Annotated in this window: 22 protein-coding genes; 3 read left to right on the plus strand and 19 right to left on the minus strand. The window is 42.1% G+C overall.

What is annotated here, in order from left to right; translation table 11 throughout:
- Nucleotides 1-151: 151 nt before the first annotated feature.
- Nucleotides 152-1,894 (plus strand): ABC transporter ATP-binding protein, encoded by a 1,743-nt coding sequence (locus tag CJD36_RS19005; RefSeq protein WP_105040788.1) that lies wholly within the window; start codon nucleotides 152-154, stop codon nucleotides 1,892-1,894.
- Here CJD36_RS19005 and rsmI read toward each other — a convergent pair.
- From rsmI to CJD36_RS19050, 9 genes are all read right to left on the minus strand, one after another.
- The gene (gene rsmI, locus CJD36_RS19010) at nucleotides 1,891-2,652 is read right to left on the minus strand and encodes a 16S rRNA (cytidine(1402)-2'-O)-methyltransferase (protein WP_105040789.1); all 762 of its coding nucleotides are present in this window, start codon (nucleotides 2,650-2,652) and stop codon (nucleotides 1,891-1,893) included. The genes CJD36_RS19005 and rsmI overlap by 4 nt on opposite strands.
- A gap of 290 nt (nucleotides 2,653-2,942) precedes the next feature.
- A complete protein-coding gene (purS, locus tag CJD36_RS19015; RefSeq protein ID WP_105040790.1) occupies nucleotides 2,943-3,194 on the minus strand; it encodes a phosphoribosylformylglycinamidine synthase subunit PurS in 252 nt (83 codons plus the stop codon).
- A 22-nt stretch (nucleotides 3,195-3,216) separates the two neighbouring features.
- Nucleotides 3,217-4,002, minus strand: a complete 786-nt coding sequence (locus CJD36_RS19020) for a CDP-alcohol phosphatidyltransferase family protein (protein ID WP_105040791.1) — start codon at nucleotides 4,000-4,002, stop codon at nucleotides 3,217-3,219.
- Between the two features lie 139 nt (nucleotides 4,003-4,141).
- Nucleotides 4,142-5,212 (minus strand): alkene reductase, encoded by a 1,071-nt coding sequence (locus CJD36_RS19025; protein WP_105040792.1) that lies wholly within the window; start codon nucleotides 5,210-5,212, stop codon nucleotides 4,142-4,144.
- A 106-nt stretch (nucleotides 5,213-5,318) separates the two neighbouring features.
- Entirely contained in the window at nucleotides 5,319-6,005 is a 687-nt protein-coding gene (locus CJD36_RS19030) for a TIGR02117 family protein (protein WP_205685648.1), read from the minus strand.
- A 148-nt stretch (nucleotides 6,006-6,153) separates the two neighbouring features.
- On the minus strand, nucleotides 6,154-7,320 hold the full coding sequence (locus CJD36_RS19035) for a poly(ethylene terephthalate) hydrolase family protein (RefSeq protein WP_105040794.1): 1,167 nt from the start codon (nucleotides 7,318-7,320) through the stop codon (nucleotides 6,154-6,156).
- Nucleotides 7,321-7,380: 60 nt separating this feature from the next.
- Nucleotides 7,381-10,860 carry a two-component regulator propeller domain-containing protein gene (locus CJD36_RS19040; protein WP_161499387.1) on the minus strand — a complete coding sequence of 1,160 codons (3,480 nt, stop codon included), beginning with the start codon at nucleotides 10,858-10,860 and terminating at the stop codon, nucleotides 7,381-7,383.
- Nucleotides 10,861-10,985: 125 nt separating this feature from the next.
- A complete protein-coding gene (locus CJD36_RS19045) occupies nucleotides 10,986-11,543 on the minus strand; it encodes a hypothetical protein (protein WP_105040796.1) in 558 nt (185 codons plus the stop codon).
- 54 nt (nucleotides 11,544-11,597) lie between these two features.
- Nucleotides 11,598-13,799 carry a hypothetical protein gene (locus tag CJD36_RS19050; RefSeq protein WP_105040797.1) on the minus strand — a complete coding sequence of 734 codons (2,202 nt, stop codon included), beginning with the start codon at nucleotides 13,797-13,799 and terminating at the stop codon, nucleotides 11,598-11,600.
- 319 nt (nucleotides 13,800-14,118) lie between these two features.
- Between CJD36_RS19050 and CJD36_RS19055 the strand changes: the two genes are divergently transcribed.
- Entirely contained in the window at nucleotides 14,119-14,436 is a 318-nt protein-coding gene (locus CJD36_RS19055; protein WP_105040798.1) for a GYD domain-containing protein, read from the plus strand.
- Between the two features lie 162 nt (nucleotides 14,437-14,598).
- Here CJD36_RS19055 and CJD36_RS19060 read toward each other — a convergent pair whose 3' ends face one another.
- Nucleotides 14,599-15,852: an Hsp70 family protein gene (locus CJD36_RS19060; RefSeq protein ID WP_105040799.1), complete on the minus strand. Its 1,254-nt coding sequence runs from the start codon at nucleotides 15,850-15,852 to the stop codon at nucleotides 14,599-14,601.
- 461 nt (nucleotides 15,853-16,313) lie between these two features.
- Here CJD36_RS19060 and CJD36_RS19065 point away from each other — a divergent pair, with 461 nt between their 5' ends.
- Nucleotides 16,314-17,060 carry a LytR/AlgR family response regulator transcription factor gene (locus tag CJD36_RS19065; RefSeq protein WP_105040800.1) on the plus strand — a complete coding sequence of 249 codons (747 nt, stop codon included), beginning with the start codon at nucleotides 16,314-16,316 and terminating at the stop codon, nucleotides 17,058-17,060.
- A gap of 299 nt (nucleotides 17,061-17,359) precedes the next feature.
- Here the strand turns inward: CJD36_RS19065 and CJD36_RS19070 are convergent, their stop codons facing one another.
- From CJD36_RS19070 to CJD36_RS23060, 9 genes are all read right to left on the minus strand, one after another.
- Complete coding sequence (locus tag CJD36_RS19070; RefSeq protein ID WP_105040801.1) at nucleotides 17,360-17,890, minus strand: SRPBCC family protein; 531 nt, start codon at nucleotides 17,888-17,890, stop codon at nucleotides 17,360-17,362.
- Between the two features lie 694 nt (nucleotides 17,891-18,584).
- A complete protein-coding gene (locus tag CJD36_RS19075) occupies nucleotides 18,585-18,833 on the minus strand; it encodes a hypothetical protein (RefSeq protein ID WP_105040802.1) in 249 nt (82 codons plus the stop codon).
- A gap of 44 nt (nucleotides 18,834-18,877) precedes the next feature.
- A complete protein-coding gene (locus CJD36_RS19080; protein ID WP_105040803.1) occupies nucleotides 18,878-19,879 on the minus strand; it encodes a DUF3871 family protein in 1,002 nt (333 codons plus the stop codon).
- Nucleotides 19,860-20,747 carry an AAA family ATPase gene (locus CJD36_RS19085; protein WP_105040804.1) on the minus strand — a complete coding sequence of 296 codons (888 nt, stop codon included), beginning with the start codon at nucleotides 20,745-20,747 and terminating at the stop codon, nucleotides 19,860-19,862. Before CJD36_RS19085 ends, CJD36_RS19080 begins: the two co-directional genes overlap by 20 nt.
- Before the next feature lie 97 nt (nucleotides 20,748-20,844).
- Nucleotides 20,845-21,264, minus strand: coding sequence for a hypothetical protein (locus CJD36_RS19090; protein ID WP_205685649.1), 420 nt, complete (start codon nucleotides 21,262-21,264; stop codon nucleotides 20,845-20,847).
- 1,107 nt (nucleotides 21,265-22,371) lie between these two features.
- On the minus strand, nucleotides 22,372-23,199 hold the full coding sequence (locus CJD36_RS19095; protein WP_105040805.1) for a T9SS type A sorting domain-containing protein: 828 nt from the start codon (nucleotides 23,197-23,199) through the stop codon (nucleotides 22,372-22,374).
- Nucleotides 23,200-23,228: 29 nt separating this feature from the next.
- On the minus strand, nucleotides 23,229-24,680 hold the full coding sequence (locus CJD36_RS19100; protein WP_105040806.1) for a T9SS type A sorting domain-containing protein: 1,452 nt from the start codon (nucleotides 24,678-24,680) through the stop codon (nucleotides 23,229-23,231).
- A 135-nt stretch (nucleotides 24,681-24,815) separates the two neighbouring features.
- Entirely contained in the window at nucleotides 24,816-25,553 is a 738-nt protein-coding gene (pepE, locus tag CJD36_RS19105; protein WP_105040807.1) for a dipeptidase PepE, read from the minus strand.
- 18 nt (nucleotides 25,554-25,571) lie between these two features.
- Nucleotides 25,572-26,078, minus strand: a complete 507-nt coding sequence (locus CJD36_RS23060) for a hypothetical protein (RefSeq protein WP_133162714.1) — start codon at nucleotides 26,076-26,078, stop codon at nucleotides 25,572-25,574.
- Nucleotides 26,079-26,095: the final 17 nt, after the last annotated feature.

Below are 26,095 nucleotides of genomic sequence, written 5' to 3' on the forward strand. Positions count from 1 at the left end.
TTGGTATTTCATTGAGGTAGCACACACAAAAAGAATGCCTCCAAACTATACATTACAAAGTTATAGCAACATATATCATAACGGTAATGAAAAACTAATTTTCACAAAATGAAAATTTAAACAGGCAATATCAAATAACTTTGCCCCACCAATGAGTAAGCTCAGTTCTGTTAATAAATACTTTATCAAATACAAATGGCGCCTGTTTCTAGGATTGCTATTCACCACCGTATCCGGCAAATTTGCTGTAATGCCTGGCAATAAAATTGGTAAGATTCTAGACGACGTCAAACAGTTAGTAGATTCCGGCGCTTCCAAAGAAGTAGTGATGCCAATTGTTGTAAAAACGGGACTCGTGCTATTAGGATTGGCATTACTTAGAGGCTTCTTTATGTTTATGACTCGGCAAACTCTCATTGTAATGTCTCGCCATATTGAGTATGACCAGAAGAATGAGATCTATAACCAATACCAAAGACTAAATACAGGGTTCTACAAATCCAACTTTACCGGCGATCTGATGAACCGCATATCAGAAGACGTTTCTCGAGTGCGCATGTATACTGGGCCGTCTATCATGTACTTCACCAACATGCTAGCCATAACAACCTTTGGTGTCATCGAGATGTGGAAGGTAAATCACATACTCACGATCTACGTGCTCACACCATTGCCATTTCTGGCATTGTCTATCTATTATGTGAACCGCATCATCTTCAAAAAAAGCGGTAAAATACAAGCACAATTATCCGGACTCACTACCACAGCGCAGGAATCTTTTTCCGGTATTCGTGTCATCAAGTCATTCGTACAGGAAAAGAACATGATGCGTTTCTTCAATGAAAATTCTGAAAACTATCGTCAGAGTTCTATTAACTTGTCTGTTACTGAGGCTGTTTATTTTCCCTCCATGAACTTTTTTATTGGCCTAAGCATGCTCAGCACCATTTTGATAGGTGGCTATTTTACTATCAATGGTAAGATCACCGGCGGAGACATTGCAAAGTTTGTTTTTTTAATAAATCTCCTCATGTTCCCTATATCAAGTATAGGCATGGTAGCCAGTATGACCCAGCGCGCGGGTGCTTCACAGAAAAGGATAGATGAATTCCTGGATTTGGAACCAGCCATTACTTCGCCGGCAAATGCAGTAAAACAAACATTAAAGGGAGATGTTGAATTCAGCAATATTTCCTTTACCTACCCCCATACCGGCATCAATGCTATTCAGCACCTGTCACTAAAGATCAAGCCCGGACAAAAGGTAGCCATCATTGGTAAAACCGGCTCGGGCAAATCTACGCTCGCGCACATGATGCTGCGTATGTACGACACTACGGGCGGAGAAGTATTACTTGATGGTGTGGACATTAAAAAGTTTGACCTTCACGATCTACGTCGGCAGATCGCCTATACCCCGCAGGAGGCCTATCTTTTCTCAGACACCATATACAACAACATTAAGTTTGGCAAAGACGATGCTACTGAGGCAGAAGTAAAAAATGCAGCCCGCATGGCCGATCTGGAAAACGACATCGCAGGCATGTCGCACGGTTATGAGACTGTTGTAGGTGAGCGGGGCGTAATGCTGAGTGGGGGGCAAAAGCAGCGCATGGTGCTTGCTCGTGCCATAATTAAAAACAGTCCGTTGCTGATATTAGATGAGTGCTTATCTGCTGTTGATACACAGACGGAGAAAAATATACTGGCTAATCTTAAAGAATTCCTGGTAGATAAAACCACTTTGGTAATAACGCACAGGATCTTCACCTCTTGGACTTTCGATCAGATCATTGTACTTGATGATGGCAATATTGCAGAGCAAGGTAATCATGAAGAACTGATGCAACTCAATGGCAGGTATGCCCAGTTATATATTCACCAGACCAGTTAGTCATCATTTTCATCCTCAACTTCTTCTTCCTCGGTTTCATCCTCTTCCCTGTTCTTGTACTTATTCTTACTCTTGCCTGTTTCTTCCTTTACCACCTTCCCTTCTATCACCATTACAATTTCTCCCTTTGGCGGGTGAGCTTCATAATGCGCTGCCAGTTCGGCCATAGTAGCCTTATTGGTCTCTTCAAACATCTTGGTCAATTCTCTGCACACAGCCCCTCTGCGATCTGCACCAAAGTAAGTAACAAACTCCTGCAGCGTCTTTACCAGCCTGTGAGGCGATTCATATAAGATGATAGTGCGTTCTTCTTCCGCCAGCTTCTTCAGCATGGTTTGCCTGCCCTTTTTAGGCGGTAGGAATCCTTCAAACACAAACCTGTTGCTCGGTATACCCGACTGTACCAATGCAGGTACAAATGCCGTAGCTCCCGGCAGGCACTCTACATGCACACCATTAGCTATACACTCGCGCACCAGCAGAAAACCAGGATCAGAGATGCCCGGTGTGCCCGCATCTGTGATCAGCGCGAAAGATTTCCCGGCCTTCATCTGGTCTACCAGGTGCGGTACTACTTTATGCTCATTATGCTGATGATACGCTGTTAGCGGCTTCTGTATGTTGTAATGCCTTACCAATACCCCACTTGTTCGGGTATCTTCGCACAGAATGCAGTCTACCTCCTTCATTACCTCTACCGCCCGGTAAGTAATGTCACCGAGGTTGCCAATAGGAGATGGAATGAGGTATAATGGCATTTACTAAGTCAAAATTTAAAAGTGAAAACCCAAAAGTGCTACATTATATGCAATGGACTCGCAGGTGCAATATCAAAGACATAAACAAAATGAGCAGCCCTGAAAGGGTTACGTAAATAGAGAGAGGTTTAAACCCCTCGTATGAAAAACAAAAAACATAAAGCCCTGTAAGGGCAGCATACTATTTGAGCAAACAATAAAAAACTAAACCAATCACATCACTTTACAGTCTAATGTCTGTCAATTGCAACACTTTTTGGTTTTCACTTTTAACTTTTGCCTTAAACCTACTACCCTTCAGTGATCGTCAGTTCAAAACCTTCCATTACCTGGTTAGCCAACAGCTTCTTGCATGCTTCGTGAGCAGTCTTTTCTGCCGCGTCAGCTGTTGCTGCTTCTACCTGCATTGTAACGTGTTTACCAACTCTTACACCCTGCACGTTAGTAAGACCCAGATTGTGCAAACTATTGCTTACTGCCTTACCCTGTGGATCAAGCAATTCCTTAAGAGGCATGATGTTGATATGCGCTGTATATTTCATGATATAATTATTTTCAGATTGATTATTGAGCAGTTGTTTGTTCTTCCGGATATTTATACACCAACGACAACAGCACATATAGTGCAAATGCCAGTGGTATAGAAGCAAAGCCTAAAAACGGAATAGCTACCAATGCAGATATTACCACAACAAGTTGCGGCCAGCTATACGCCAGCTTCATCTTAGGGGGTATCATTTTAAAGAACTTTATTTTGGACACCATCAGGAAACACATTAAAGCAATGATGCCATACAATGCCCATTTGTTATGTAGCACTTGTGGTATGTTCAGTGAATTATTCCACAGTATTATGGGAAACGAACCAACCAATATACCCACAGCCGGTACAGGCATACCAATAAAATAGCTCTTCTGGCTATCAGCAGTAATATTATACTTGGCCAATCTTAGCGCTGCAAAACAGGCTATCAAAAATGCAGGACACATACTCAGCATGCTGGCATCAAGTGCATCATGCCCCATCATCACCGTATCCCACAGACATTTGAACATAATAATAGATGGTGCTACTCCAAAAGAAACTACATCGGCCAATGAATCAAGATCTTTACCTATCGGCGAGAAAATGTTCAATGCACGCGCGGTAAAACCATCCAGCATGTCGCAGATAGCGGCTATGCCTATAAATATGCTGCCCATATATATCTGCTCCGTACCCATTATCCATTGCAGGGAATGATCACTCACACTACGGTATACATATGGCTGTGCAGTAAGTAAATATGCGATGGCAATACAACCGCAAAACAGATTTCCCAGCGTTAGCAGGTTGGGCAAGTGCTTCATATTGGCCCAAAAGTAAGGATAATGCACCAATTGCTCAATAGCGACCTATAATCTTAGGCACCAATAAAAGAACAATCTTTTAAAAATGGAAAAACCCACCTGTTTAGGGTGGATTTTTCCATTTAATGTCAAGCATAAATTAAGCATTCACCAAGGCTGGATAATCATTATATCCCACTTCACCCGGTGTATAGAACGTTGCCTGATCCGGAGCGGCCAAAGCAGCGCCTGATGCTAAACGACTTACCAGATCCGGATTGCCGATAAATGAGCTACCGAAAGAGATCAACTCAGCACGACCGGCTGTCAGATCTGCTTCTGCCCTATCCTTTGTGTATCCACCATTAAGAATAAATGTGCCGCCAAATATCTGGTGCAATTCATCTACCAGTTCAGCAGGCATAGCAAAGGTCAGGAAGTGTATGTAGGTCAATCCTACTTTCTTCAGTCCTTCTACCAATGCCTTATACTGTTCTGCTTCATGCTCATCCGCCTTCATATCATTGAACGGGTTGAATGGAGAAAGGCGGATACCTACTTTATCCTTACCTATTGCCGCCGCCATAGCTTCAGCCAGTTCCAATACAAAACGGTTCCTGTTTTCAAAGCTACCGCCGTAATTATCAGTGCGCTGGTTAGCGGCAATGTTCAAAAACTGCATAGGCAGGTAACCATTTGCTGCATGTATTTCCACACCATCAAATCCTGCCGCTATAGCCGATTTTGCGCTATGTACAAACTCTGCTATCAGAGCAGGAATGTCAGCCACGGCCTCAGGCACAGGCAGTTCCTTCATACCTTCTGCATCTGTCCACATTTGTCCCGCAGCAGCAATAGCCGATGCACTTACCACTTTACCACCTTCAGGCAGGTTTAATGAATGGCCCTGACGACCGGTATGCATCAATTGCACAAATATCTTTCCACCCTTTGCATGAACACCTTCTGTAACGGCCTTCCAGCCTGCTATCTGCGCCTCACTGTATAACCCTGGTATGCGTGCATAACCCAATCCGTTTGGCGATGGAGACACACCTTCTGTGATGATCAACCCTGCCTCAGCTCTGTCGCTGTAATGCTTTACCATTAATTCGTTAGGGATATTTCCTATCGCACGGGCACGTGTCATTGGGGCCATTACTACCCTGTTCTTCAATTGTATGCTACCCAGCGCATACGGGCTGAATAGTATTGATTGTGTTTGTTCCATTTTAAATTGGCTATGTTTATAATGCCAATACAATATTATGCACCATACTCCATGTAGCTACACCTATTATACAAATCTCGCAATAGAGAAAAAATATAACTAGCTCCTACTCATACTTCGCAAATATCCCCTTGTCTAGTATCGCCCACAAACAACTCCTTTGTCCGCATCTCTTTAAAGCACTATTAGCCCAGGTATTACAAGTATAGAACAAACTATACCTTCCGGTGGCTTCATAAAATGCATCAGTCATTCCGTAGTTGGCTTTGGTGTCAATATGTACAAAATGACCATCCTTGTCTCTTTGAAAACTATTGACTACATGTGTTACAAGCCTTGCATATTGTTCTTTGCTGATGTTGATCTTTCTGCAAGTACTATTCTCCCGTATCTGTTTGTAGAAGGTGGCATGCACCGCGGTAGTGCTCAGGCCAAATGCAGCTTTAAAGGCAACAGAAAATTTCAGGTCTTTCCACTCAGGTGTTTCCAGGTAAAACCCCTTGTCCCCCCACCCAAGTGCCAGGTATTGGCAATTGGTATCTTTTAGCCCAGTAAATGCATATTTCACTTCCTTACTCCAGTCCATTTGCTCACTCCTTACAGGTACCACAATATCAGTATGCACACCATTGGTCTTTATGTAAATGGCTATTTCTTCTTTAGCGTCTTTTTCCCTTTCAATAGTAATACGAGAACAAGCGTATGCGGCAAGACCGTACACCACAAGAAATAATACTATACCCAACAATACTTTGCCTGAAAGCTTCAAAGTCCTTTTTAGCATCCTACTCATAGAGATCAAGATAATGGTGGTAACCAGCTACCTGCCGTTACTTAATACTACGGATAAAAGAAAGTAACCTACCTGATTACTTAAGGAAATGGTAATTAATGTTCCTGCCAATATCAGTAGTCTGACAGCATCTATGAACAGCACTAAATCACTCCTTTACAATAACACCATTCTGATTTACATCTGCTCCTACTACCTGGTAAGAATAAATACCTGCTGGTAATGCACGCAATGAAGCAGTTGCATCACCGGATATTTCAGCAATATAAACCGGCACGCCTGTTACACTAAAGATCGACAACTTATACTCTTTCCCCGATGGCACAGAAATATGTACATCATCGCGACACGGATTAGGATATATACTTACAGACAACGAATGGGCATCACTGCCAACAGATGCTGTACCACACAGCGCGCAGTTCTTCAAGTAATTAATAGCAGCATCAGAGGCCAACTTAGTATCAAAATGATTACCGGCAATACAATCTCCTTTCAGATGAAAGTTAAGCCAGGGTACCAGGTAGGTATCTATCGCCGCCTGCTGCATGGCCCGTGATATCGCAGGTGCAGGGGTACAGGTAGCCTCGCCAAAACTACAGGTGGTGCTTGCATCTGCCATCTGGCAATGGCTGCCACCTATGATACCAATATATTGCTTGCACGAACTTCCAAGAGCAGCATACATTAATGACTGGTTAGTAGCCGGCGGAGCTACACAATCATTTACACCCGCAATGACCAGCCCGGGCGCAACGATAGATGCTGCGGCAGATACGGCAGATGGCGTGGTTTCAGCCGCAGCCAGTGTAACAATACTTTTTATTGTGTTGTCTGATTGCGCAGCAAGAAATGCCGCTCCGCCACCCATACTGTGGCCCATCACACAGTTCATAGTATCTACCTTATTGTATAATACAGAGGTGCTGTTATTTCCAAGTTTCGCAACACTCTTCAATACAAAAGCAAGGTCTTTTCCAAATGCATCGTGACTAGGAGACAGAGAACCTTCTGTAGTAGGGAAAGCAATAATGTAACCCTCTGCAACTACCGAATTCCTGATATTGAAATACGCATCGTAGGTCATCACAAACCCATGTCCAAAACTGATCACAGGCGCTTTGCCGGCCATTGCTGTAGCAAAACTTACATTGTCACCTGTCATGTCTGCAGGATAATATATCTCTGCCGTTACCGACCTGTTACTACGGTTGCTATCGATGAAGGTGGCAGTTATATGCCCAGTCTGATAAGGCTGCGCATTGCTGCAAGTGACAACCAGGAATAAAAGTGCTGCAACTATTAAATATTTCATGATCGACAATGTTTTAAACAACTAAAGTTAATTTATTTCCGGTCTGCTTGCCCGCTTCTTCTACACGATCATTTTTCTCTGGGTAATATCTTTAAATGTAACTACAAACTCTTTTGTTGCTTCATTGTAATTAAAACTCCCGCCTAACTGTTTGCTTAAACTGCTCATAACTACCTGCCCCAGAGTAGCACTGCGGCTCATATCAAAACCGGCAGGTAGTCCGGGTCCACTATCGCGGTAGGTCAAAGTATAATTGCCATCCAGTTCACTCACATGTATGTTTATGCTACCCTTTCCGCCATCTCCAAACGCATACTTATAACTATTGGTCATCAGCTCGTTCATGATAAGTCCAAGCGGCACTGCGGTATCTATGTCGAGCATTTTATTGGTAACATCATGTGTCAGTACAATTTCCTGACCGGGCTTCTTAAAGAGCATTGTCACCTGCCGCATCAATTCGTCGGTAAATCTTGGCAACTCAATACCCGCCATTTCATCGCCCTGATACAATTGCTGATGTATTAAAGAAATAGACTTGATCCGACCCATCCCTTCAGATATAGCCTTACGTGCCACAAGGTCATTAATGTTATCCAATTGCAGGTCCAGCAGCGTACTTATAACCTGTAGGTTATTCTTTACCCTGTGGTGGATCTCCTTCATCAGTATATCCTTCTGCACAAGCAATTTATCAGCTACCTTTTTCTGTTTCTCCACCTCTGTTTTTTCTTTCACCACCTCTGCGGTTCGCTCCACAACTACCTGCTCCAGCTGCTCTTTATCTTTCGTTAATTGTACTGTACGCCATCTCAACAAACAATATATAGCCAGTGCTGCTAACAAAGCATATACACAATAGGCCCACCACGTTCTGTAAAACGGTGGTAATATTTCAAAAGAATACTCCATCGGGACACTCCATACGCCTTCGGGACTCAGCGCCTTTACCTTAAATGTATACTTACCTTCAGGTATATTACCAAAGGAAGCAGATGTTTTATGGGTAAGTGGCCCCCATTCTTCATCGTATCCGTCAAGAATATATTGGTATTGAACAAGGTATGACCTCGAAAGGTGAATCGCAGCAAAATCGATGGTAATTTTATTGTGTTTGTAGGGTAACACCAGTTTGTAAGGTATCGCATAAAACCTGCCCAGACTATCGAATGTAACTCCGCCAAACTGCTTTCGCATAGTATCTTTTGCGGCCGCACTAAGTGCACTGCCGTAAGTCGTCACTTCTTCGTTTATAGCCGCCAACGAATCATAAGTGGCATATCTACCATTCTTTACCTGCAATGTATGCCAGGAGACACTTCCCCCGTTTATTTTCACATCTTTTATAAATACTTTTAGCGGAGAGGTATCGCGGTAAATACCCGTGCGGTCGAATCGCACAAGCATATCTCCCGCACCTGCCCAGATCACCCCCTTGCTGTCCGCATACATGGCTTTAGCTTTTACATTGCGCACGGGGTATCCATTCTTAAAATTATATGTTTCAACTACCGGAGCATACCCTTTGCAAATAGCGTCATTACTAATATCTGCATCAACAGGCACTACCTCCTTACCCAATACGCCACCGCCATTCTTCCTTAACCCCGTTATGCCACTAAAGCCTTCATTTGTGCCCATCCATATCGTCCGATCCTGATCTTCTACTAATGCAGTAACATAGTTGTTAGCAAAGCCATCAGCCATGGTAAAAGTGAAAAACGTTTTTCCATCATAACGCGTCACGCCAACCCCATCACTCCCAAACCATACATTGCCGCTACTATCAGAAAGTATGCAGGGCACCACATTAGATGGCAATCCTTGCTTCGTAGTATAGTTAGTAAATACTCGCCCATCAAATCGGCTCACACCACCACCATTCGAGCCAAACCACATATTGCCATTCTTATCTTTCGCCGCGCTAATTATATAAGGATGGCAAAGCCCCTGGGCTACATTGTAATTGGTACTTACATTTCCTTCCAATCGCGTTACTCCGTTATAAGTTGTAAACCATTGAGCACCTCGCCCGTCTTCAAGTATGCTGTATACGGTCCTGTTATTGAGCAATTGTGCATCATCATATGTAGTGCACGTTTTACCGTCAAATCTGGTTACGCCAACCCCACCTGTACCAACCCACAGATTGTTATTCCTATCAACCTTTAATTTTTCAATAAATCCAAACGGCAATCCCTGGCGCACGTCAAAAGGAGTAAATGAGATACCGTCATAACGTATGATACCAGACCCTGCTGTTCCAAACCACATCACACCAGCTGTATCCTCGCCGATAGTTGTTATGCGGTTATTAGTTAATCCTTCCCTGGTAGTGAACGTAGTGAATGCATTACGGTCATAGCGGCTCGCGCCGCCACCTAGCGTACCAAACCATATGCTTCCGCTTTTGTCTTGTACTATACTCGACACCCTATTGTCTCCAAGACCATTCTCGGTATTAATTGTAGTGAATGAATGTCCATCGTAGCGGCTTACACCACCGTCAGTAGCAAACCATAAGTAACCTCTGTCATCTTCCAATATATCGGCCACATTGTTATTCGCAAGCCCATTAACTGTAGTATAGGTAGTAAATGACTGACCGTTGAAACAGGAAGCACCACCTCCTCCCGTACCGAACCAAATATTACCATGCTTGTCCTTTATCGCGCACCGTACTATGTTGTCGCCAAGGCCCTGCTCTTTGCTATAATTGGTAAATTTATGCCCGTCGAAATGGCTTGCACCTCCGCCCCCAAGGCAAAACCATACACTTCCCCTTTTATCTTCAAGCATATCAAAGACAAGGTTAGCACCCAGGCAATCACCATTACATACCCAGCCAAGCCCCTGCATATCTGTATACACTTCATAGCCTTTGCCATTATAGCAGCTTACACCACCACCAAATGTGCCGTACCAGGTGTTGCCAGAAGAATCAACAAGCATGCTGGACACCCCATTATTATCAAAATTTGTTATTTTAAATTCGCTTGTGTTGTGTGTGGTAAATTGTACACCATTATACACACTCACGCCCCCTCCCATGGTACCAAAACAGATATTGTCTTGCCTGTCTTCATTGATCGTTAAGATGCGATTATTGCTTAATCCCTGAGCTTTGGTGTAAGTAGTAAATGTTGCTCCGTCGTATCGGATAGAACCTCCACTTTCAGTACCAAACCACATATGGCCGCTTCTGTCCTGATACATACATGAAATGTTGGAAAACAGGCCGTCATCAGCATTATAAGTGGTGATGCGTGCGCGGAAACCTGCCGGCTTTGAGATAGCCTGAGCAAGATGAAATGTATCATTATAATAATTGTATTTCCCCGACTTTGCCGATGTAGAAACTATGAGTGGAGCAACACAGGTATCTAACAAACGTACAACAGGCGGCTTCAATGTATCCTGCCTGGGAACAATTCCTACAGCCGCTATCGGCGATCTGCCTGGTTGTTGCTGATGCGTGTCCTTTTGACTACATGAAAACAATAATAACGTCAGAAATAGCGCCAGTGCTACCCTACACAAAGCAAGGTTTCGGACTATAAACTGACAGGACAAGCAATTCATTTTCTAAAAATACACTTTCATAGCATTATTCCACAGGTTTTAATACATCGCAACAAATACACATACAACCACCTATTAATTCGCTAGTCTTTAAATTGAATAGATCTCGCTACTGCATTAAATAACGGCCGGTATCTGCGGGCATATTTTACCTGTGTTCCGGCAGTAATAATGTAGGCAACACCATTCTTAGGAAATATGTACGATACCAAAGTCGACTTGGTCCCCTCCAGATCTATTTCGTAATCATACCAGCAGCCAATTATGCCGTTGGCAGTTATAGACCCTGTATCAAAGTTAGTGGCATTTGGAATGTACTTTTTTACCGACTCCATCGTTTTTGTCCTGTACGTCTCCAGGCTCAGTTGCTGCATACTTTCCGTGATCACGTTTATACTGGTATTGGGGTCTTCTTTTGTTTTAGGAGCCAGTAAATAAAAGTAATCCACTCCATACATAGTTTTATGCTCTGTGATCCAACCGTCTGGTATAGAAATGCTGTACGCCGCAGACCCAACATTCATGTTCGTTGGCTCAGGTAATTTTGCGGCAATTTCCCTTACTGCCTTTCTGTATGCATGTCTGCCTTTACATGACAACAACATCACAGACAATAATATAATTTGTACAACATTCATCATGATACTTCAATTAGCCTTTCTCTCCGACACCTCAACCATTCCCTGTATCTTTCCCTACATCGGCATATGAATATGTATCAGTCCCTGCTTTTGCAATAGATACAATATTCCACCAACTATAATAAGCAAAATGAGTAACGCCGGAATAATAGGAAAACTCTTCTTGGTAAACGGATCGTTCAGGTTAACTTTCGCATCCTTAGGCAACGCTGCAAGCTGTGTAAGCGTGCGTCCAAACTGAATATTTATTTTCACCCTTGCATTTATGGCCCAGCCATTTGCATCCAGTATAGGCGCAAGATTGCGCTTCCTCAGCTTAAGGTATGCAAGTATCATCGACGGTGCGGAAATAATCAGCAGTATACCCATGATTACCAGAGGCATTTTCCACCAGGTAAGCTTCATAAACCCACCTATGGCAGCTGCCAGCACAGTACCCAGCGCGCCTATTGCTAATCCTATCGCCGCAAATATTCCGGCAAATTTAGCCACGTCAAATGGTGGTGGAGGAGGTGGTGGTGGAGGAGGAGCTTGCGACACATCATTAGTCGTTTTCAGTTCTTCTCCTTTTGCTGATGCGGCCACTACATTTTCATTCATTTTGGCTGCTATCTTCTCATTTGCTGCAGATGCCGCCTTATGTACCTGTGTTTCTATAAGATTTGACAACTTACGGTATGGCGCAAAAAAGGCCTGCTTTATGCTCGTAGGATTCTCCATTATCTTAACAATGGTCGCATCCCAGTCAAGGCCCTGCCTGTCATAAAAGATGGCATTCCTACCTATCACAAGGTCATCTACATCCCCGTTGGTCAGCGCCGCTACAATGGTCATCTTTTCATTGGTCGCTTTCGATGTGCATTCACAATAAATTAGGTACATACCTCCATATTGCGCCAGCGCACCCTGCCGGGCCATATCCCGCACCCTTATGCATAGATCGCAGCTACGCTGGTCTATATACAATGTACCTGCCTGAAACACCGCCTTGCCACCGGGAGTATAAAAATCGAAGAAGGTCACAAAATTCTTCAACAGCGTAAACAGATCGCGGTGATACCTTACCAGCTTATCTACAAGTATTATGTTGTTGGCCTCACTCTCTACTGCCATATCGCTCGCTATCAAGGCCGTCAGTTGGTCTTTCATTGAGCCTGCCAGTATTTCCCTTATCCTTGTCAAACCAAGCAATTCAACACTGGCACCCTCCTTTTCAGATTTCCATTGGGCAAAGGCGGCAAAGGTCTGTGATACCTTAATCCACTCTTCCTCTGTAATACTGTCCTTCCCCGAAAACAATCGATCTGTCACCAAGCGTTTGAATACCGCTATATGCGCCTCCCAGGCCGGGTTTATACCTGTTGCTAACGGCAGCGATCCATTGGCCCTTACCTTTGCTATCGGATATCCGGCTATCTCACTGATACAATCAGAAAGATCTTTATCGGCAATACTTTCCACTCTGGCCACTTGCAGGTTCAATGTCTCTGTCGATTGATGATCAAACGCTGCCAACCGGCACCGGAGAAAGAAGTCATCGATCTTCGCTTTTACCTGTAGATAGTTACTATAAGCTGCATCCGTGCTATCATCTAATGGAAGTATTACTTCCGGTGCTGCTTCTTGTTTCGCATACCAGGCGGCATACTTTTCACATTCATCAAAAAATAGCTGCACTATCTCCTGCGTGACGCCTGCCTTGCCATTGCGGTCGACCGCACTACCGGCATACACCATTACCTCTGCCAGCAACATTGATAACTCCTCATTGCCACCAACAGTATCTTCTGTTATTATGCCATCTCCGTTAAAAAGAGTACCGGCAAATATTCGGGTAGTATCAGATGTATCTTCTACAAAAAGTGATGTCGCAGATTCTTTCCCTAGATTTTTAAGGATTGTCCTTGCCGAATCCAGCAACTGCCTTCCTTGTTCTGTATGAGTATTGATCGCGGACAAAGGAAATTCGCTGGCTTGCTTCAGCAGATCATCAGGATTATTGATCACAGAAACGATCCAATCTATAGCACCCAGTATTTCGGGCACCCGTATTTGGCCATCACTGTCAGTATCTATAAGCTCCAGTGTCTTCCGGTCTATTTCCAGGTCACTAGCCGGGCAGCTCAATGCGGTCCACAACTTAGGGTCCAGCTCATGCAAATGCACCAGGTCGCTACCCGACTCCAGATTCACACGCTTAACACCACCAATGGTAGAAAAGCTCCACACATGACTACCGCGCTTTGTATTGTCCATAACTCACACTGTTTGTAACAATAGTAATACCAAAAAAGCAAAAAAACAAACAACAACAACAACATAAGTAGCATCCCTGTGGGCCTTCCTACGTTCTAAATATCTACCAATACAATCAACATAACATACGTAATCAACATAACATCCAACTAAATGACAATCAAATATTTGCAAAATGAAAAACTTCAATTTACCATTGCTGATACAGAAGAAATTATTTAGTATTGTAAGGTCAATGTGAAGTCTGGCAATCACAATAAAAACGGGGCACATCCGAAAAGCCATAGTAGTAGGGATCAACTAAAAAAAATACAGAAACATGAAGTTCCTGATCAATGCATCTTATTCAGCAGAAGGCGCTAAAGGCGTATTACAATCCGGTAGCGGCACCAAACGCAAACAAATGACCGAGTCAATGATCAACGGCTTGGGCGGTAAAATGGAAGCATACTATTATGTGAGCAATTGTGATGCCTTTGTGATCTGTGAACTTCCTGATGCTGCAGCAGCTGCTGCAATTGCCTTAGCCATTAAAGCTAGCGGAATGGGATCTATTACAACCACCCTACTGCTCGAAACCGAAGAAGTAGACCGAGCAACACAACTAACAGTACAATATCAACATTCAGCAAGTTAGTTTTGCCATATATATTTATAAGGAGAAAGGGAATAATTACTGGAAAGGGATCGGCAACCAATGGAAGCCGATCCCTTCTAATTTACCAAATATGCGGAGTACAATTAAAATACGTCACTGCTATTGCAAATCTTCAAATGGCGAAACGACACCTATCTCATATCAACTATAATAACTCCACGCCAGCCCCTGCGATACACTATTCAAGTAATCACCTGATCTTAGTTTATCCGCTCCAAACCTGTCATTCATCACATCCTGCAAAGCCCTTACCTGCGCCGATCCACCTGTAATAAATACTGTGTCTATCTGGTCAGGTGATATCCCATTCTTAACAAGAAAGGAATCAAGGTATCCGCCAATTTTGTTTATGTCACCACCAATGATGGAATTATAATCGTCAATAGATACATCTTTAATGATCTCGATCGACTCCCTGTCAAACTGAAACGTTGTCTCGTCCATATCAGACAGATCGATCTTCGTGCTTTCTATTGCTTTAAACAATGAATAACCCAGATTCTTTTCTATGAGCACCATAAGGTTCATCAGCTTTTCATCCTTCCGGGTATAGACATAAAAACGGTCTATCTCTCGTATCAACTTGTGTACATTAAAGAAGTTCATCTTCTCCCACGAAATGATGTTGTCAAACAGCACATTCGGCACTTCCAGCATTTTGCCGGGGCTCGATTCGTAAAGTAGATTCTTCCCAAAATATGGCGTCAGCGCCTGAGACATAAAAGAAGAATCAAAACTATCACCACCTATGTATACACCGCCCTGGGCCAGTATATCTTGGCGCCTGTTGGTCGTCTTGTATTTCTCAGGCCCAAGCTTCATCACGGTAAAGTCAGAGGTACCACCACCAATATCTGCCACCAGCACAGTTTCATCTTCAGCCAACGTTCGCTCATAAGCAAATGCCGCAGCTATAGGCTCCATCTGGAAGGAGATATTGGTAAAACCTGCACTCACCGCTGCTTTTTGCAACCTGGTCTGTGCCAGTTCATCTTTTACCGGGTCCTCATCAAATACTACCGGCCTGCCCAATATTATTTCCGTTATATCCTCACCAATATATGCATCCGCCATCCCCTTCAGGTAGCTAAGTATCAGTGTTACAAGGTCGGCTGCTGTATACTTTTGGTTATACACTTTTGTATCGGTAAAGCTGGCCCGTGGTAAAACCCTCTTTACCGACTTCATAAACCTGCCGCCCATACCATTGGCCAGGTAAGCCTCAATGGCCGGCTTACCTACATAGCTCACTACCTTACTGCTACCCTGCAGCTGTATAAAAAAAAGTATAGATGCCTCATTAAACGTCTTAACTATCTTATTTTCCTCCACATCCAGAATAGACAATGCAGAGTTGGTGGTACCGAAGTCGATACCGTAAATATATTTTTTCAATGGTGTTTATTATTGTTGTACTTCAAAAAAGGAAATCATGAGTAATGGAAAAGCGAAAAACCTATGCAACAACCCTCAATCTCATCCTACACGTCGCATCTATTTTGGCGGCAAAAATAGCGTTTCCAACAACACAATATTCACCTTTAAGTGAATGTTAAAACATTTCGTTTTCGATATTATATTGACCTTTGATTTAGCAGAGTAACACATATCTCTGGCCGACGCATCACTCCAAACGCAGAAAATCCAGATCATGTCCCGGTCGCCGCTGTAACAATTATTGCTTTGTCGGCTTGTTGGTCATCTTTGTCAATGACAATATTTATCTTGTTGTATTTTTGCTTATCAGTGCGAAACCCATTAATTTGAGGAATGAAATTCTGAAGATGTATTTTTGACATCTGCAAGGATTGTGCAGAATGATCATGCGGCCCGTCGCCTCATAGTAACCTCATCGTATGAATGAAGAAATAAGGATCCTGTTAGTTGAAGACGAAGAGGTTTGGCGCAAGTCACTTACTATAAAGCTGAATCAGCTTGGATATACAGTGGCCGGTGAAGCTGACACCTTTGAAAGTGCAATTACTTTACTCAACACTGCTCAGTACGATCTGGTGTTACTAGACATCAATCTGAACAAAAGAGACTCAGGTATAGAACTAGGCCATATGATCAACCTGATCTACAAAAAACCCTTCATATACATATCCTTAACGCTCGATTCTATGATCGGCGACAAAGTAGCCGGTACAAACCCGTCTGCCTATCTGCATAAACCTGCTAACACCATTTCCTTGCGCGTAGCTATCCAAAATGCTTTGAAGCGATTTAGCGACCCTTCTCCCGGCCCTTTCCAACATACCACTGCAGAGCAGGATTTCTTCTTTATAAAACAAGGTACCAATTATAAAAAACTGGAATGGCAAGACATCGTACATTTACGGTCGCATAAAAATTATACGTTGCTATATAATGCTTCAGACAAAGTTGAATATTCTATCCGCAATACACTTACCCGCACGCACCAGCTTATTCTGCCCGAGCAGCAGAAAGGCAACTTTATCCAGATCAATCGTTCAGAGATACTGCAACTGTCTTTTATATCAGAAATAAGGGGCGAAGAGGTAAGAACAAAATTTGGTACATACGCTGTTACAGACGGTTACCTTGACAGCCTGAAAAGCAGGATGCATATACTCTCCTAGACGGCAAGGCGCAACAAATACCAGCTTGCTTTCCACACTCCTCAGCTTTTAATAAATTAATGTAGGTTTATCCTTTACTAGCCTTGTCAGTTCGGCGTATATCTTCAATTTGCAAATGTCCACAAAACAAAAACGGAGAACACATCGCTATACGCTCTGCCGCTCTCCGTTCTCTTAATTGTACCCCTAACTGACATTTCTTCTAACCAATTGCGGCAATTCTTTGTCGAAATTTATGCCTCTTTAAGACAAATTTCAAATTGAAGTAACTAATGGGGATATACGATTTAAAAATGCAATTAGTTTTCAAGATTACTTTTCAAAGTCACCAAACTTATATTCATATCTTTTTCCAGCATTTTTACTATCATTGGCAACATTATGTTTAGCGGGTATTTTATTTCACTGGCGGTATTCCAGATAACTTTTGTTTGATTATCTGATAATGATTCAGTGGTCATCTTTGCATTGGCAATACCTGCAAAAGGTCTTACGAAACGTAGTTCCATTTCAATATCCTTCCCTTCGACAATTGCCTTGATTTCTTGCTCCCCTTCACCTGCTTCTTTATTCCCGTTCCACGCATAAACGAATCCAACAGTTCCGTCAGTTCCCCGGTATTCTTTTTTCATGTTAGGATCAACCATTATCCATTTATTAAAGTTGTCTTGGTTCCTGATTTGCTTTAGGTAATCAAAAACCTTTTGCTTAGGCAGACGAATGGTTATTTCCCGGTGCGTATTATACCGTTTTTTCATAAAAAGGGCGATAATTAGAAGCAAGAGAATTAGTCCTGCTACAACCGATAAAATTGCAATCACAATATTCATTTTTTATTTTTAAGATTAGGTAGTTTTAGTCATCTCCACTTTTCAAAAAGGACTATGTCTGTTTTAAAATAGTTATTTATTATTTGAGTTCAGATAAAAGTTCATCCAGCTTTACAACGGTTAATCTCATACCATGTTCTAGACAGGCTGAAATTATTTTAAAAAACCATCCCCTTAGAAATGAAAAACCCTTGAAAGCTGCTGCTATCAAGGGTTTCCGTTTTTGAATTGTGCCCCAGACGGGAACAATTTATTATACCGTATTGAGCCACTGGCAACACTTCCATTCGTTTGTATAGTTTTCTGGGGACAAATAAGGGACAAAAACTGTAGTTATAACATCTCAGAATGCGAATATACAGTTAAGACCTCAAAATGTAATAAGCGCTATTCTGAGAAATTATGGATGACTCCATATGAATAGCGCTTATTATTATCTGCTGGGACGATTTGCTTAAATTACATAGGCAGTTTGATTATAATGAAACAATATTGTGGATTTACGTTTTCAGGGGTTTTTGATTGGAGATAAAAACCGTCTCAAAAGTAATCAGCGTAAAATGAGGTAATGTGCACTTACATCATTCTCTTATAGCTGCAAACAAAATACAGCGTAAACTCTCGGTGCCATGTAACTCCGGCTATACCCGGTATGCCTAACCATACCATGCCTTATAGGTGGGTATTTCGCATGTTAGAAATTGGCAACTATTTTAAAATTCTTGTGATAGTATGCGCCCTCTCCGATGAAGTAGATCAGCTCATCTTTTTCACCAGCGGAAACTTCATCTACATAAACGAAAGAGCCTGTTTTAAATCTGCCAACGGCCTGAGTGCATTGCACTTTAAAGGGAGTGTGCAGGTGTCTTATCAGTCCTTTGCTATTAATTATCAGGATGCTGCTCTTATCACAATACTGAACTGAATACTTGCTACTGGCCATGAGTATGAATGCCGGTAGAAATTACTGGCTAATTTTATGGGTTATTAATTCAGGTACCAGCAGGTACCTTTTTGCTTCAGAGCTGTCCTCAAGGTGCTTGCAAGTTGGAAAGCGTTCAATCCCCGGTCCAGAAAAGTGTCTATATAGCTGCTTTTGTTAGCTCCGGTAAACAAATTGTAGAGTTTCCACAGATTAATACTGCCGTCAGGATTACTGCAAAAGCTATTGTCCGAATAGTAGTCTTTACAAACTGAATTTATCTGCGCGTCACCGAAACTCATATCGGGTATGTCCTGCCTTAAAATTTCAGGCATGTGGCGGTACATCCTACAGCGACCTAAGAGGTTAGCAAATTGACGTTCCGAAAGCTCATAGTTATTCAACTCCTTCAACTGGCCTGCAATGTTTACTGCATCGAAATCCTGAAGCATCATCCTTATTTCATTTCTTAGCATGTCCACATTCTTCACCTTCAAGTTGGCTTGGTATCCATCGGTAACTACACACAGATTACAGCAAACAGTATTTTTGAAGCCGACAAAGATTTTGAAATGCTGGTCTTGTCCAGACTTATTGTAAAGATTGTCCAGGTTGTATGCCTTAACGCCACCGACAGTAAGATTTAACCGGTTACCATTAATGTCAGTGTAGATCGTTGGCATTTCAATAACGAACATCATTCGTTCAAAGTAGATAGTCTTTTCGTGTTCTAACAGCATATTGGCCGGCTTATTCTTGGCTTCCGGAACTCTACCCTTGATTTCATGTGACAACCTCACATTGGGCTTTAAAATGCCCTCTCCCCGAAATACGTCCATGGTCACGCCCAAGGCTGTTTCTATAAACTCCGCATGTGATATCACAGGCTCATTATCCTTGACCCAAACCGGTATGATATGGCCGTGCTTCACCTCGGTCAATGTGCTGCCGATGGTATTGGCTTCAATAAAAGCCTTTCCATCTGATACAATTTCAATTTGATCGATTACTGCAGGCAATGACTCTCCGACTGATTTGACTTCTTCGCTAGCTGTTAACTGCTCCATTTTGAATAGCTTTTTGATTGTTTGAAATGTTGTTTATTGTTTCTATTTCCATGCGGCGCTTTGAAAATTCAGCAGTCATCGTTTGCTGATATGCCGGATAGGTATTGTATAGGGTCAGCAGGTCTTCATTTGTCTGGCAAGAAGCAATGGCCTGAAGCACGTCCTCTTTGGTTATGGTAGGATAACTGCCGATACCATCGTTGCACCACTTCAGGATGATTGCACCAGTATCAACAGTAGGTATAAATTCAGGCTTGCCAAAGAATAACTGTGTCCTGTCTTTAGATGACTTTGCTTTCAATGCCATGTCCAAATCCAGCACTACCGTAAATTCATAGTCCATACCTTCCCGGGTAATACCTTTCATACCCACTTTTTCCGGCACCTGCTTGCCATTCTTTTCAGACAACACGTATTCCTGCTTGGTGCGGATATTACTGATGATATGAACGTCTGCCTGTAGTAATGTCTGGACAAATGCATTATGCCTGGGAGTAAGCTTTGCCCAGTTAGTGAAGGAGTTGCCCAGCATACCTGAATGAGCCTCCAATATGCCGCCAGTGCCTTCCCACTCATGTGAAACACTATCGACGATTATAACCTGTATGCCGGCTGCGATGCATACACCAATAGCCTCGATGTAGCGCTCCGGCGTAAAAGGAGGAATTAAAGGCAACACGTTGTAAGGGCCAAGATCAGCATACAAGTCTGCCGACCTATTCTCTGTGTCTATCACCCCAATCTTCTCCCATGACCCGCAAAGGCCATAAGCTATTAGTAAGGCTGATTTTGTTTTCCCGCTGCCAGACGGGCCTTGAAGTGCCATCTTGATTTTGGCTTTCTTTCGGCTTGCTGTTTGTAACTGCATGGCTGTTGTTTTTATTGATTAAAAATGACTTCTAACAAATTCAAAAGGGAAGTAGGGAAATTAACCCCACCTCCCTCCGGTTCACAGTAGATAGCGTCTATTTGGTCTTTGCTATTTCATTTCTCTTTCGTTGTGAAGCAGCCTTAACTCCATCAGCAGGTTTCTCCTGCGCTTTAGGTTCTTCAATCTCGAAAGCTCCATGTCCAATAAGTTCTTTAGAGCCAGCCGGCTGATACGAGTAGGTATAGGCAAGTGATATAGCTTCCCCGGTACGTTTTACTGTGTAATCGTAAGGGTCACAAGGCACACGTACTATTTCTCCTTCGATCTTTGAACCAATCATCATTTTGGCTATTTCTGCATCAAACGTAGAAGGTATGCTGCACTTGCGTACAGTGGCATACATGTTCCCAGTGTTCTGGGATTGAACAATTTCTAATGACCCCATAAGATCAAGGGCAATAAACTCCTCTCCGCTTTTGTTTTTGCGGATGTTGTAACCAATTACCTGTACCATACAATGTAATTTGAAATGAAATGAAACCTCCTTTTCTTATGCCTGGAGGAGATGGGCAGCAGCATTAAGTACCCGGTGTAGCCGAGGTCAAACACTTGTGCTCCAAGAAAGAAAGGCAGCGGGATTAAGTGGAACTTGAGGTGAAGGTCTTGTCAACAGGACACTTCTGCCAAAGGCGGAAGTAAGAAAGGAAGCAAGGTTTAGAAATGGAGTTGATGTACTATTATGGGAAAGAAAGAAGCGGGTTTAAAGTGGGAGTTCGTAAAATCCTAATGGAAATAATGTAAACACTGGATGCGGTGTTTTCACTACATATAAAATACAGAAATTCAGAAGGTGGGGGGTACACCGGATTTAGAAAGCACCGGGGGCAGTGATGCATGGTAGGATTGGTGTCACTCAAATATAAAAGTAAAAATTTGGAGAAATTTATTTTGCAACGAATGCTTCACTCGTGAAAATAGCCTTTGCTCATTTGTTCAACCATATGTTCTACTAGAACATAGAAACCAGCATGATATTTTACCAGTTTAGTGTGGTGCGTATTCCTATTGATAAGTTTTCTGCATAACAATTACTGCACTCCCTTGAAAATATGTATAGCTAATAATTGGATTCCCGGTGTCTTCAGTCAATTCTAAACTTGATTGCCCTATGATTGACTTACTATTATTTTATGCCTACAAGGTTTTAAAAATACAGAAATAATCCCTATGCCGCGGCTGTATAGACAAAGTTAATGTTTTCAGCGGATGTTCTCTACCTGTTTATTATTGACCACCTAAGAGGACATACTGGATATGTCAGTGAATGGTCGGTTAAATAGTATCTCCACGATAATAATACCATTGGTAATTAGGTATCGGATTATTATGTCAACAAACAGTATTTTGAAATTGATTGAGTGCAGGATTATTGATAAACTTGCCGAATACGAAAAGTATCACTTTTGAGTAATTATGTCATTGATTACAATAATTCGAGAAATTCTACCCTCGCAAACAGTAGATTTTTTCATCCTTGTTTTAGTCTGAGAACAGACCAGCCCCTATAAACCCTATCACCATGAAAACAAGATAAAAATAATAGATCGGCAATAATGCCATTCTATTGTACTACAAATTTCTTTCTAACAAAAAGATTGTTACTATCGGAAATAGTAAACATATAAATCCCCGCACTTAAATTAGATAAATCACATCTCAATGATTGATCTCCGGCGCTTAGCTTTCCAAAATTTGTTGTTTGAATTGTTTGACCGACTAAATTACTAACAGACAATGTAACTTCTGCGGAAGAATTGAGCGAAAAATATAAAACTGTTTGGCCATTAGCAGGGTTAGGAAATATGGTCAATGGGTTGGTGTCTTTTAAATTATCAAGACCTACCGGACCACACAAATTAGAAGCAACATATTCCCAAGTGCTTACAGAACCTCGTGGATATTTGTTCAGCGTATCTTGATAAACCTTCTTATTCGGACAGATAAAGTATAAGGTCGGGAAAAAAGTATTGTTATAATTGCTAAGGAAATCGTTTAAAGCAACACCTGTTGGGTTCATTATTGGATACTGGCTACCTGTTATCCAATCGCCCTGCGTGCTTGTTCCTGTACCCTGAAGATCAGCTAATGTCGTAGCACCATCGCCTTCAAGAAACAGTACTTTCCATGTATTATCACCTGGAACATCGTGTTGTGTATATAAGCTATCGAATGACCCTGTTTCATGATACAACCAACAAGGGTGGCACCATGTAGCTGAAATGTCAATCGCTACATACTTACCTGCGTTCAGGTAAGCATATAGCGATTGAGTATTCCCATTAAGATCAGTAAACGTAAAGTCAGGTGCAGTAGAACCATCAACTAACTGGCAATATGAAAAGTTTGTCTGAAACACCACAAGAAGAAATACCACTAAAGCCTTTTTCATAAACAACCTTTTTATTTAAAGAACATAATTTATTGAACAATTACTTTACTATAGTAGCTTTTGCCTGCCTCGTCCTGCATTACAAAGTAATAACCGCCTTTTGCAACACCAGATAACGAGAAGGTAGCTTTGCCGTTAGCAACAACTGGTTTCAGCTCAATGTTCCTGCCTGAGTTATCTATAAGAGAGCAGTAGCTTATACTACTTACTTTATTTAGGGAAACAGTAAACTCTTCATTTGCAGGGTTAGGATAAATTTCAATTCTTTCTTTACCTGCAACATTTTCAATAGAAGAAGGTACAGTGTAAGTACCCTTTACATACATCACTTTACCTGAATTATCGTCTTCCCAAACAATATGTATTGCTCCCGGTGTCATGGCGACATCGGCATTCATCATTCCGCTACCTGTAGCGGTTGGAACAACTGTATATGCAGGTAAGCCGGACGTAATATTGTTTGTAAATGAATATACAATAGAGTTGCCTGATGAAGTGTTTTGTTTCCATACAGCTGTAGCAGCATTTCCTGCATTAGCTATGCGAGGGTAGTTTTGGGAAGATAAGCCGGTGAACATGCCAGTAATGGGGCTATGCTTCGCTGTCATGCCACTTATGGAAGCACGGCTCAGGTGTACTAACGCCGTACCTGTAGAAGTACTCATGAAAACGGTATAAATGCTATCGCCTATTATAAATCCATCAGGGCCGCTTGACGGGCAGGACATAATCATCCAATTGGTCGTATCAACAGGAATATTCATTGGAAAGGTTGCACCACCATCAGATGACATACCAGCCCATATATCCCTGATGTTGCTCAAATTGTTACGGAAAAGCATGATAGCCTTGCTTCCTGAAGATATTATTGAAGCGGGGCAACAATCACAAACATCCCCAGCAGTGCCACTTGCAAGCGCATCGGCTGAAAAAGACATACCATAACTGGTCGAGCGGGAAACGACATATTTAGCGTCTCCGAACGTTGTATTAAATTTCATAAAGGCAACCAGCGGATTACCAGTGGATGTCGTAGTTACTATAGGGAATCGGGACATGCTTGTATCGATATTGTCAATCCTCACTGTGTCTGAGAATGTAACGCCGCCATCATACGAATGAGCCATATACATGTGGTTCATATTCATCGTTTCTGGAGAACGCTTCATAGTAACGTACACGGTGTCACCGTAAGATGCAATATCCGGACCTGCCCATGACTGCGCAAATACATTTATTCCCATATTGCCAACGGCAACAGGGGTAGTAAAGGCTGTTCCATTCCAGCGGGAGAAATATGCTTTGGTATCCGTCTTACCCCAAAGTACCATTGGGTTGCCGCTCCGGTTGAGTGTTACACGGGGGTGCAAGTTGCCCAATGTACCACCTGTACTGACAGTGACGGGTGTTGACCACGTAACTTGTGCGAAAGATTGCAGAGAACCTGCGACAAGAATTAGAGAAGTAAAAATTTGCTTCATATATTTTGATTTATTTTAACGAATGTTATTCTACAAACATAGCATTCTTAACGTAAGAGTGCTTACCTGTTTTGACTTAATTCTTATCTCAAATTACTTAAAATACAGATCGCATTCTACATTATTAACTGAAAATTAAAATTGCATAACCCCCTCCATATTAAGTACGAAACTGCTATCGTGTGGAGCTTCTATCGGTTCTTTCCCTTTGAAGAAAAGTTTTGTTCCTGCCTTACCTCCCAAATATACTTTACCAGTATGAACAAAATCATTGTCCAGATTTAAGTAGGCACCCTCAAATAGCCCAACAACCGGTTCTTCATGTACTTGATGAAAATCCGAGATGCTTATATTCGATTTGTCTTCATTTTGCATGGAAGCTAACCCTAAATCAATATGATAAGGGAAGAGGTTCATACCCTCAAATCCATTGTTAGGATAAAATATATTCAAGTCGTTCGGCGTAAAAACTGTTTTACATGCAACATCTGTTCCAGCACCGGAACCAATGTATTGCATCTCACCTGAAAGGATGGAAACCCGAATTGCAGGCAACAAATTTCTGAGTTGCAATTCTTTAAGTAGCCGAAATGTGTTTCCGCCATCTATAAAAATAGCCTTGGTTGCTTTTAATTCTGTAAGAAGCCTTTCCTCAGGTATTTGATGAACTCCCAACACAGCTATACCAAAACTATTGAAGAACACCCTGGCTTTTTGAGTATCGGCATCCCATTCACTTTTGTCAGCGGCATATGGAACAAATAGCAACAATGGAATGCCTTTTAGATGTTGCTTAATTGGTTCCACATAGTGAGCAAGATAGCCGCTTCCGTTAACATAGGAATTTGAAATAAGAAGAATTGAACTTTTCATTTATAATTTAAACTATGATTAAGGGTGATGTAATTCGTGAACATGATGTATTGAATCTAATACATGATGCTCATGCAGGTCATGACCATGAAAGTGGTGATCTGTATTATCATGAGTATGGTAAGATGTCACGATTACTAGTGAATCATGTTCATGGCCTGCATCAGGATATGTGTGATGATGGTGAGCAGAATGATCGACCGTAGAATCATAATGTACCCAAGTGTGATGATGGTCGTCATGTGTACTAATCTCGTGATGATATTCGTGATGATAATGCCAGTAGAGCGAATCATGATGGTGATATAAGCTGTCCCAATGCAACTGATGTGTATGGTGAGGTGTTGCGAGCATACTGTCCAGCATTGCTTCCATGCTTCCGTATTCAGCCCTCATAGCAACCGCAGTATTTGAATCAGCTATACTTAATGCGACAATCGGTGTGGTAGTTTGAGTACCACTGTCATTTTTTTTACACCCAACTACAATAAGCAGGGCAAATAAGGCAACAATTAATGATCTCATAAGTATTTAATTTAGTC

It is taken from the genome of Flavipsychrobacter stenotrophus, from assembly GCF_002954265.1.
Taxonomy (GTDB): Bacteria; Bacteroidota; Bacteroidia; order Chitinophagales; family Chitinophagaceae; genus Flavipsychrobacter; species Flavipsychrobacter stenotrophus.

Excerpts from the sequence above, each read along its gene's own strand:
- CJD36_RS19005 (WP_105040788.1), top strand. The coding sequence starts at position 152 with ATGAGTAAGCTCAGTTCTGTTAATAAATACTTTATCAAATACAAATGG.
- rsmI (WP_105040789.1), bottom strand. The coding sequence starts at position 2,652 with ATGCCATTATACCTCATTCCATCTCCTATTGGCAACCTCGGTGACATT.
- purS (WP_105040790.1), bottom strand. The coding sequence starts at position 3,194 with ATGAAATATACAGCGCATATCAACATCATGCCTCTTAAGGAATTGCTT.
- CJD36_RS19020 (WP_105040791.1), bottom strand. The coding sequence starts at position 4,002 with ATGAAGCACTTGCCCAACCTGCTAACGCTGGGAAATCTGTTTTGCGGT.
- CJD36_RS19025 (WP_105040792.1), bottom strand. The coding sequence starts at position 5,212 with ATGGAACAAACACAATCAATACTATTCAGCCCGTATGCGCTGGGTAGC.
- CJD36_RS19030 (WP_205685648.1), bottom strand. The coding sequence starts at position 6,005 with ATGAGTAGGATGCTAAAAAGGACTTTGAAGCTTTCAGGCAAAGTATTG.
- CJD36_RS19035 (WP_105040794.1), bottom strand. The coding sequence starts at position 7,320 with ATGAAATATTTAATAGTTGCAGCACTTTTATTCCTGGTTGTCACTTGC.
- CJD36_RS19045 (WP_105040796.1), bottom strand. The coding sequence starts at position 11,543 with ATGATGAATGTTGTACAAATTATATTATTGTCTGTGATGTTGTTGTCA.
- CJD36_RS19050 (WP_105040797.1), bottom strand. The coding sequence starts at position 13,799 with ATGGACAATACAAAGCGCGGTAGTCATGTGTGGAGCTTTTCTACCATT.
- CJD36_RS19055 (WP_105040798.1), top strand. The coding sequence starts at position 14,119 with ATGAAGTTCCTGATCAATGCATCTTATTCAGCAGAAGGCGCTAAAGGC.
- CJD36_RS19065 (WP_105040800.1), top strand. The coding sequence starts at position 16,314 with ATGAATGAAGAAATAAGGATCCTGTTAGTTGAAGACGAAGAGGTTTGG.
- CJD36_RS19070 (WP_105040801.1), bottom strand. The coding sequence starts at position 17,890 with ATGAATATTGTGATTGCAATTTTATCGGTTGTAGCAGGACTAATTCTC.
- CJD36_RS19075 (WP_105040802.1), bottom strand. The coding sequence starts at position 18,833 with ATGGCCAGTAGCAAGTATTCAGTTCAGTATTGTGATAAGAGCAGCATC.
- CJD36_RS19080 (WP_105040803.1), bottom strand. The coding sequence starts at position 19,879 with ATGGAGCAGTTAACAGCTAGCGAAGAAGTCAAATCAGTCGGAGAGTCA.
- CJD36_RS19085 (WP_105040804.1), bottom strand. The coding sequence starts at position 20,747 with ATGCAGTTACAAACAGCAAGCCGAAAGAAAGCCAAAATCAAGATGGCA.
- CJD36_RS19090 (WP_205685649.1), bottom strand. The coding sequence starts at position 21,264 with ATGGTACAGGTAATTGGTTACAACATCCGCAAAAACAAAAGCGGAGAG.
- CJD36_RS19095 (WP_105040805.1), bottom strand. The coding sequence starts at position 23,199 with ATGAAAAAGGCTTTAGTGGTATTTCTTCTTGTGGTGTTTCAGACAAAC.
- CJD36_RS19100 (WP_105040806.1), bottom strand. The coding sequence starts at position 24,680 with ATGAAGCAAATTTTTACTTCTCTAATTCTTGTCGCAGGTTCTCTGCAA.
- pepE (WP_105040807.1), bottom strand. The coding sequence starts at position 25,553 with ATGAAAAGTTCAATTCTTCTTATTTCAAATTCCTATGTTAACGGAAGC.
- CJD36_RS23060 (WP_133162714.1), bottom strand. The coding sequence starts at position 26,078 with ATGAGATCATTAATTGTTGCCTTATTTGCCCTGCTTATTGTAGTTGGG.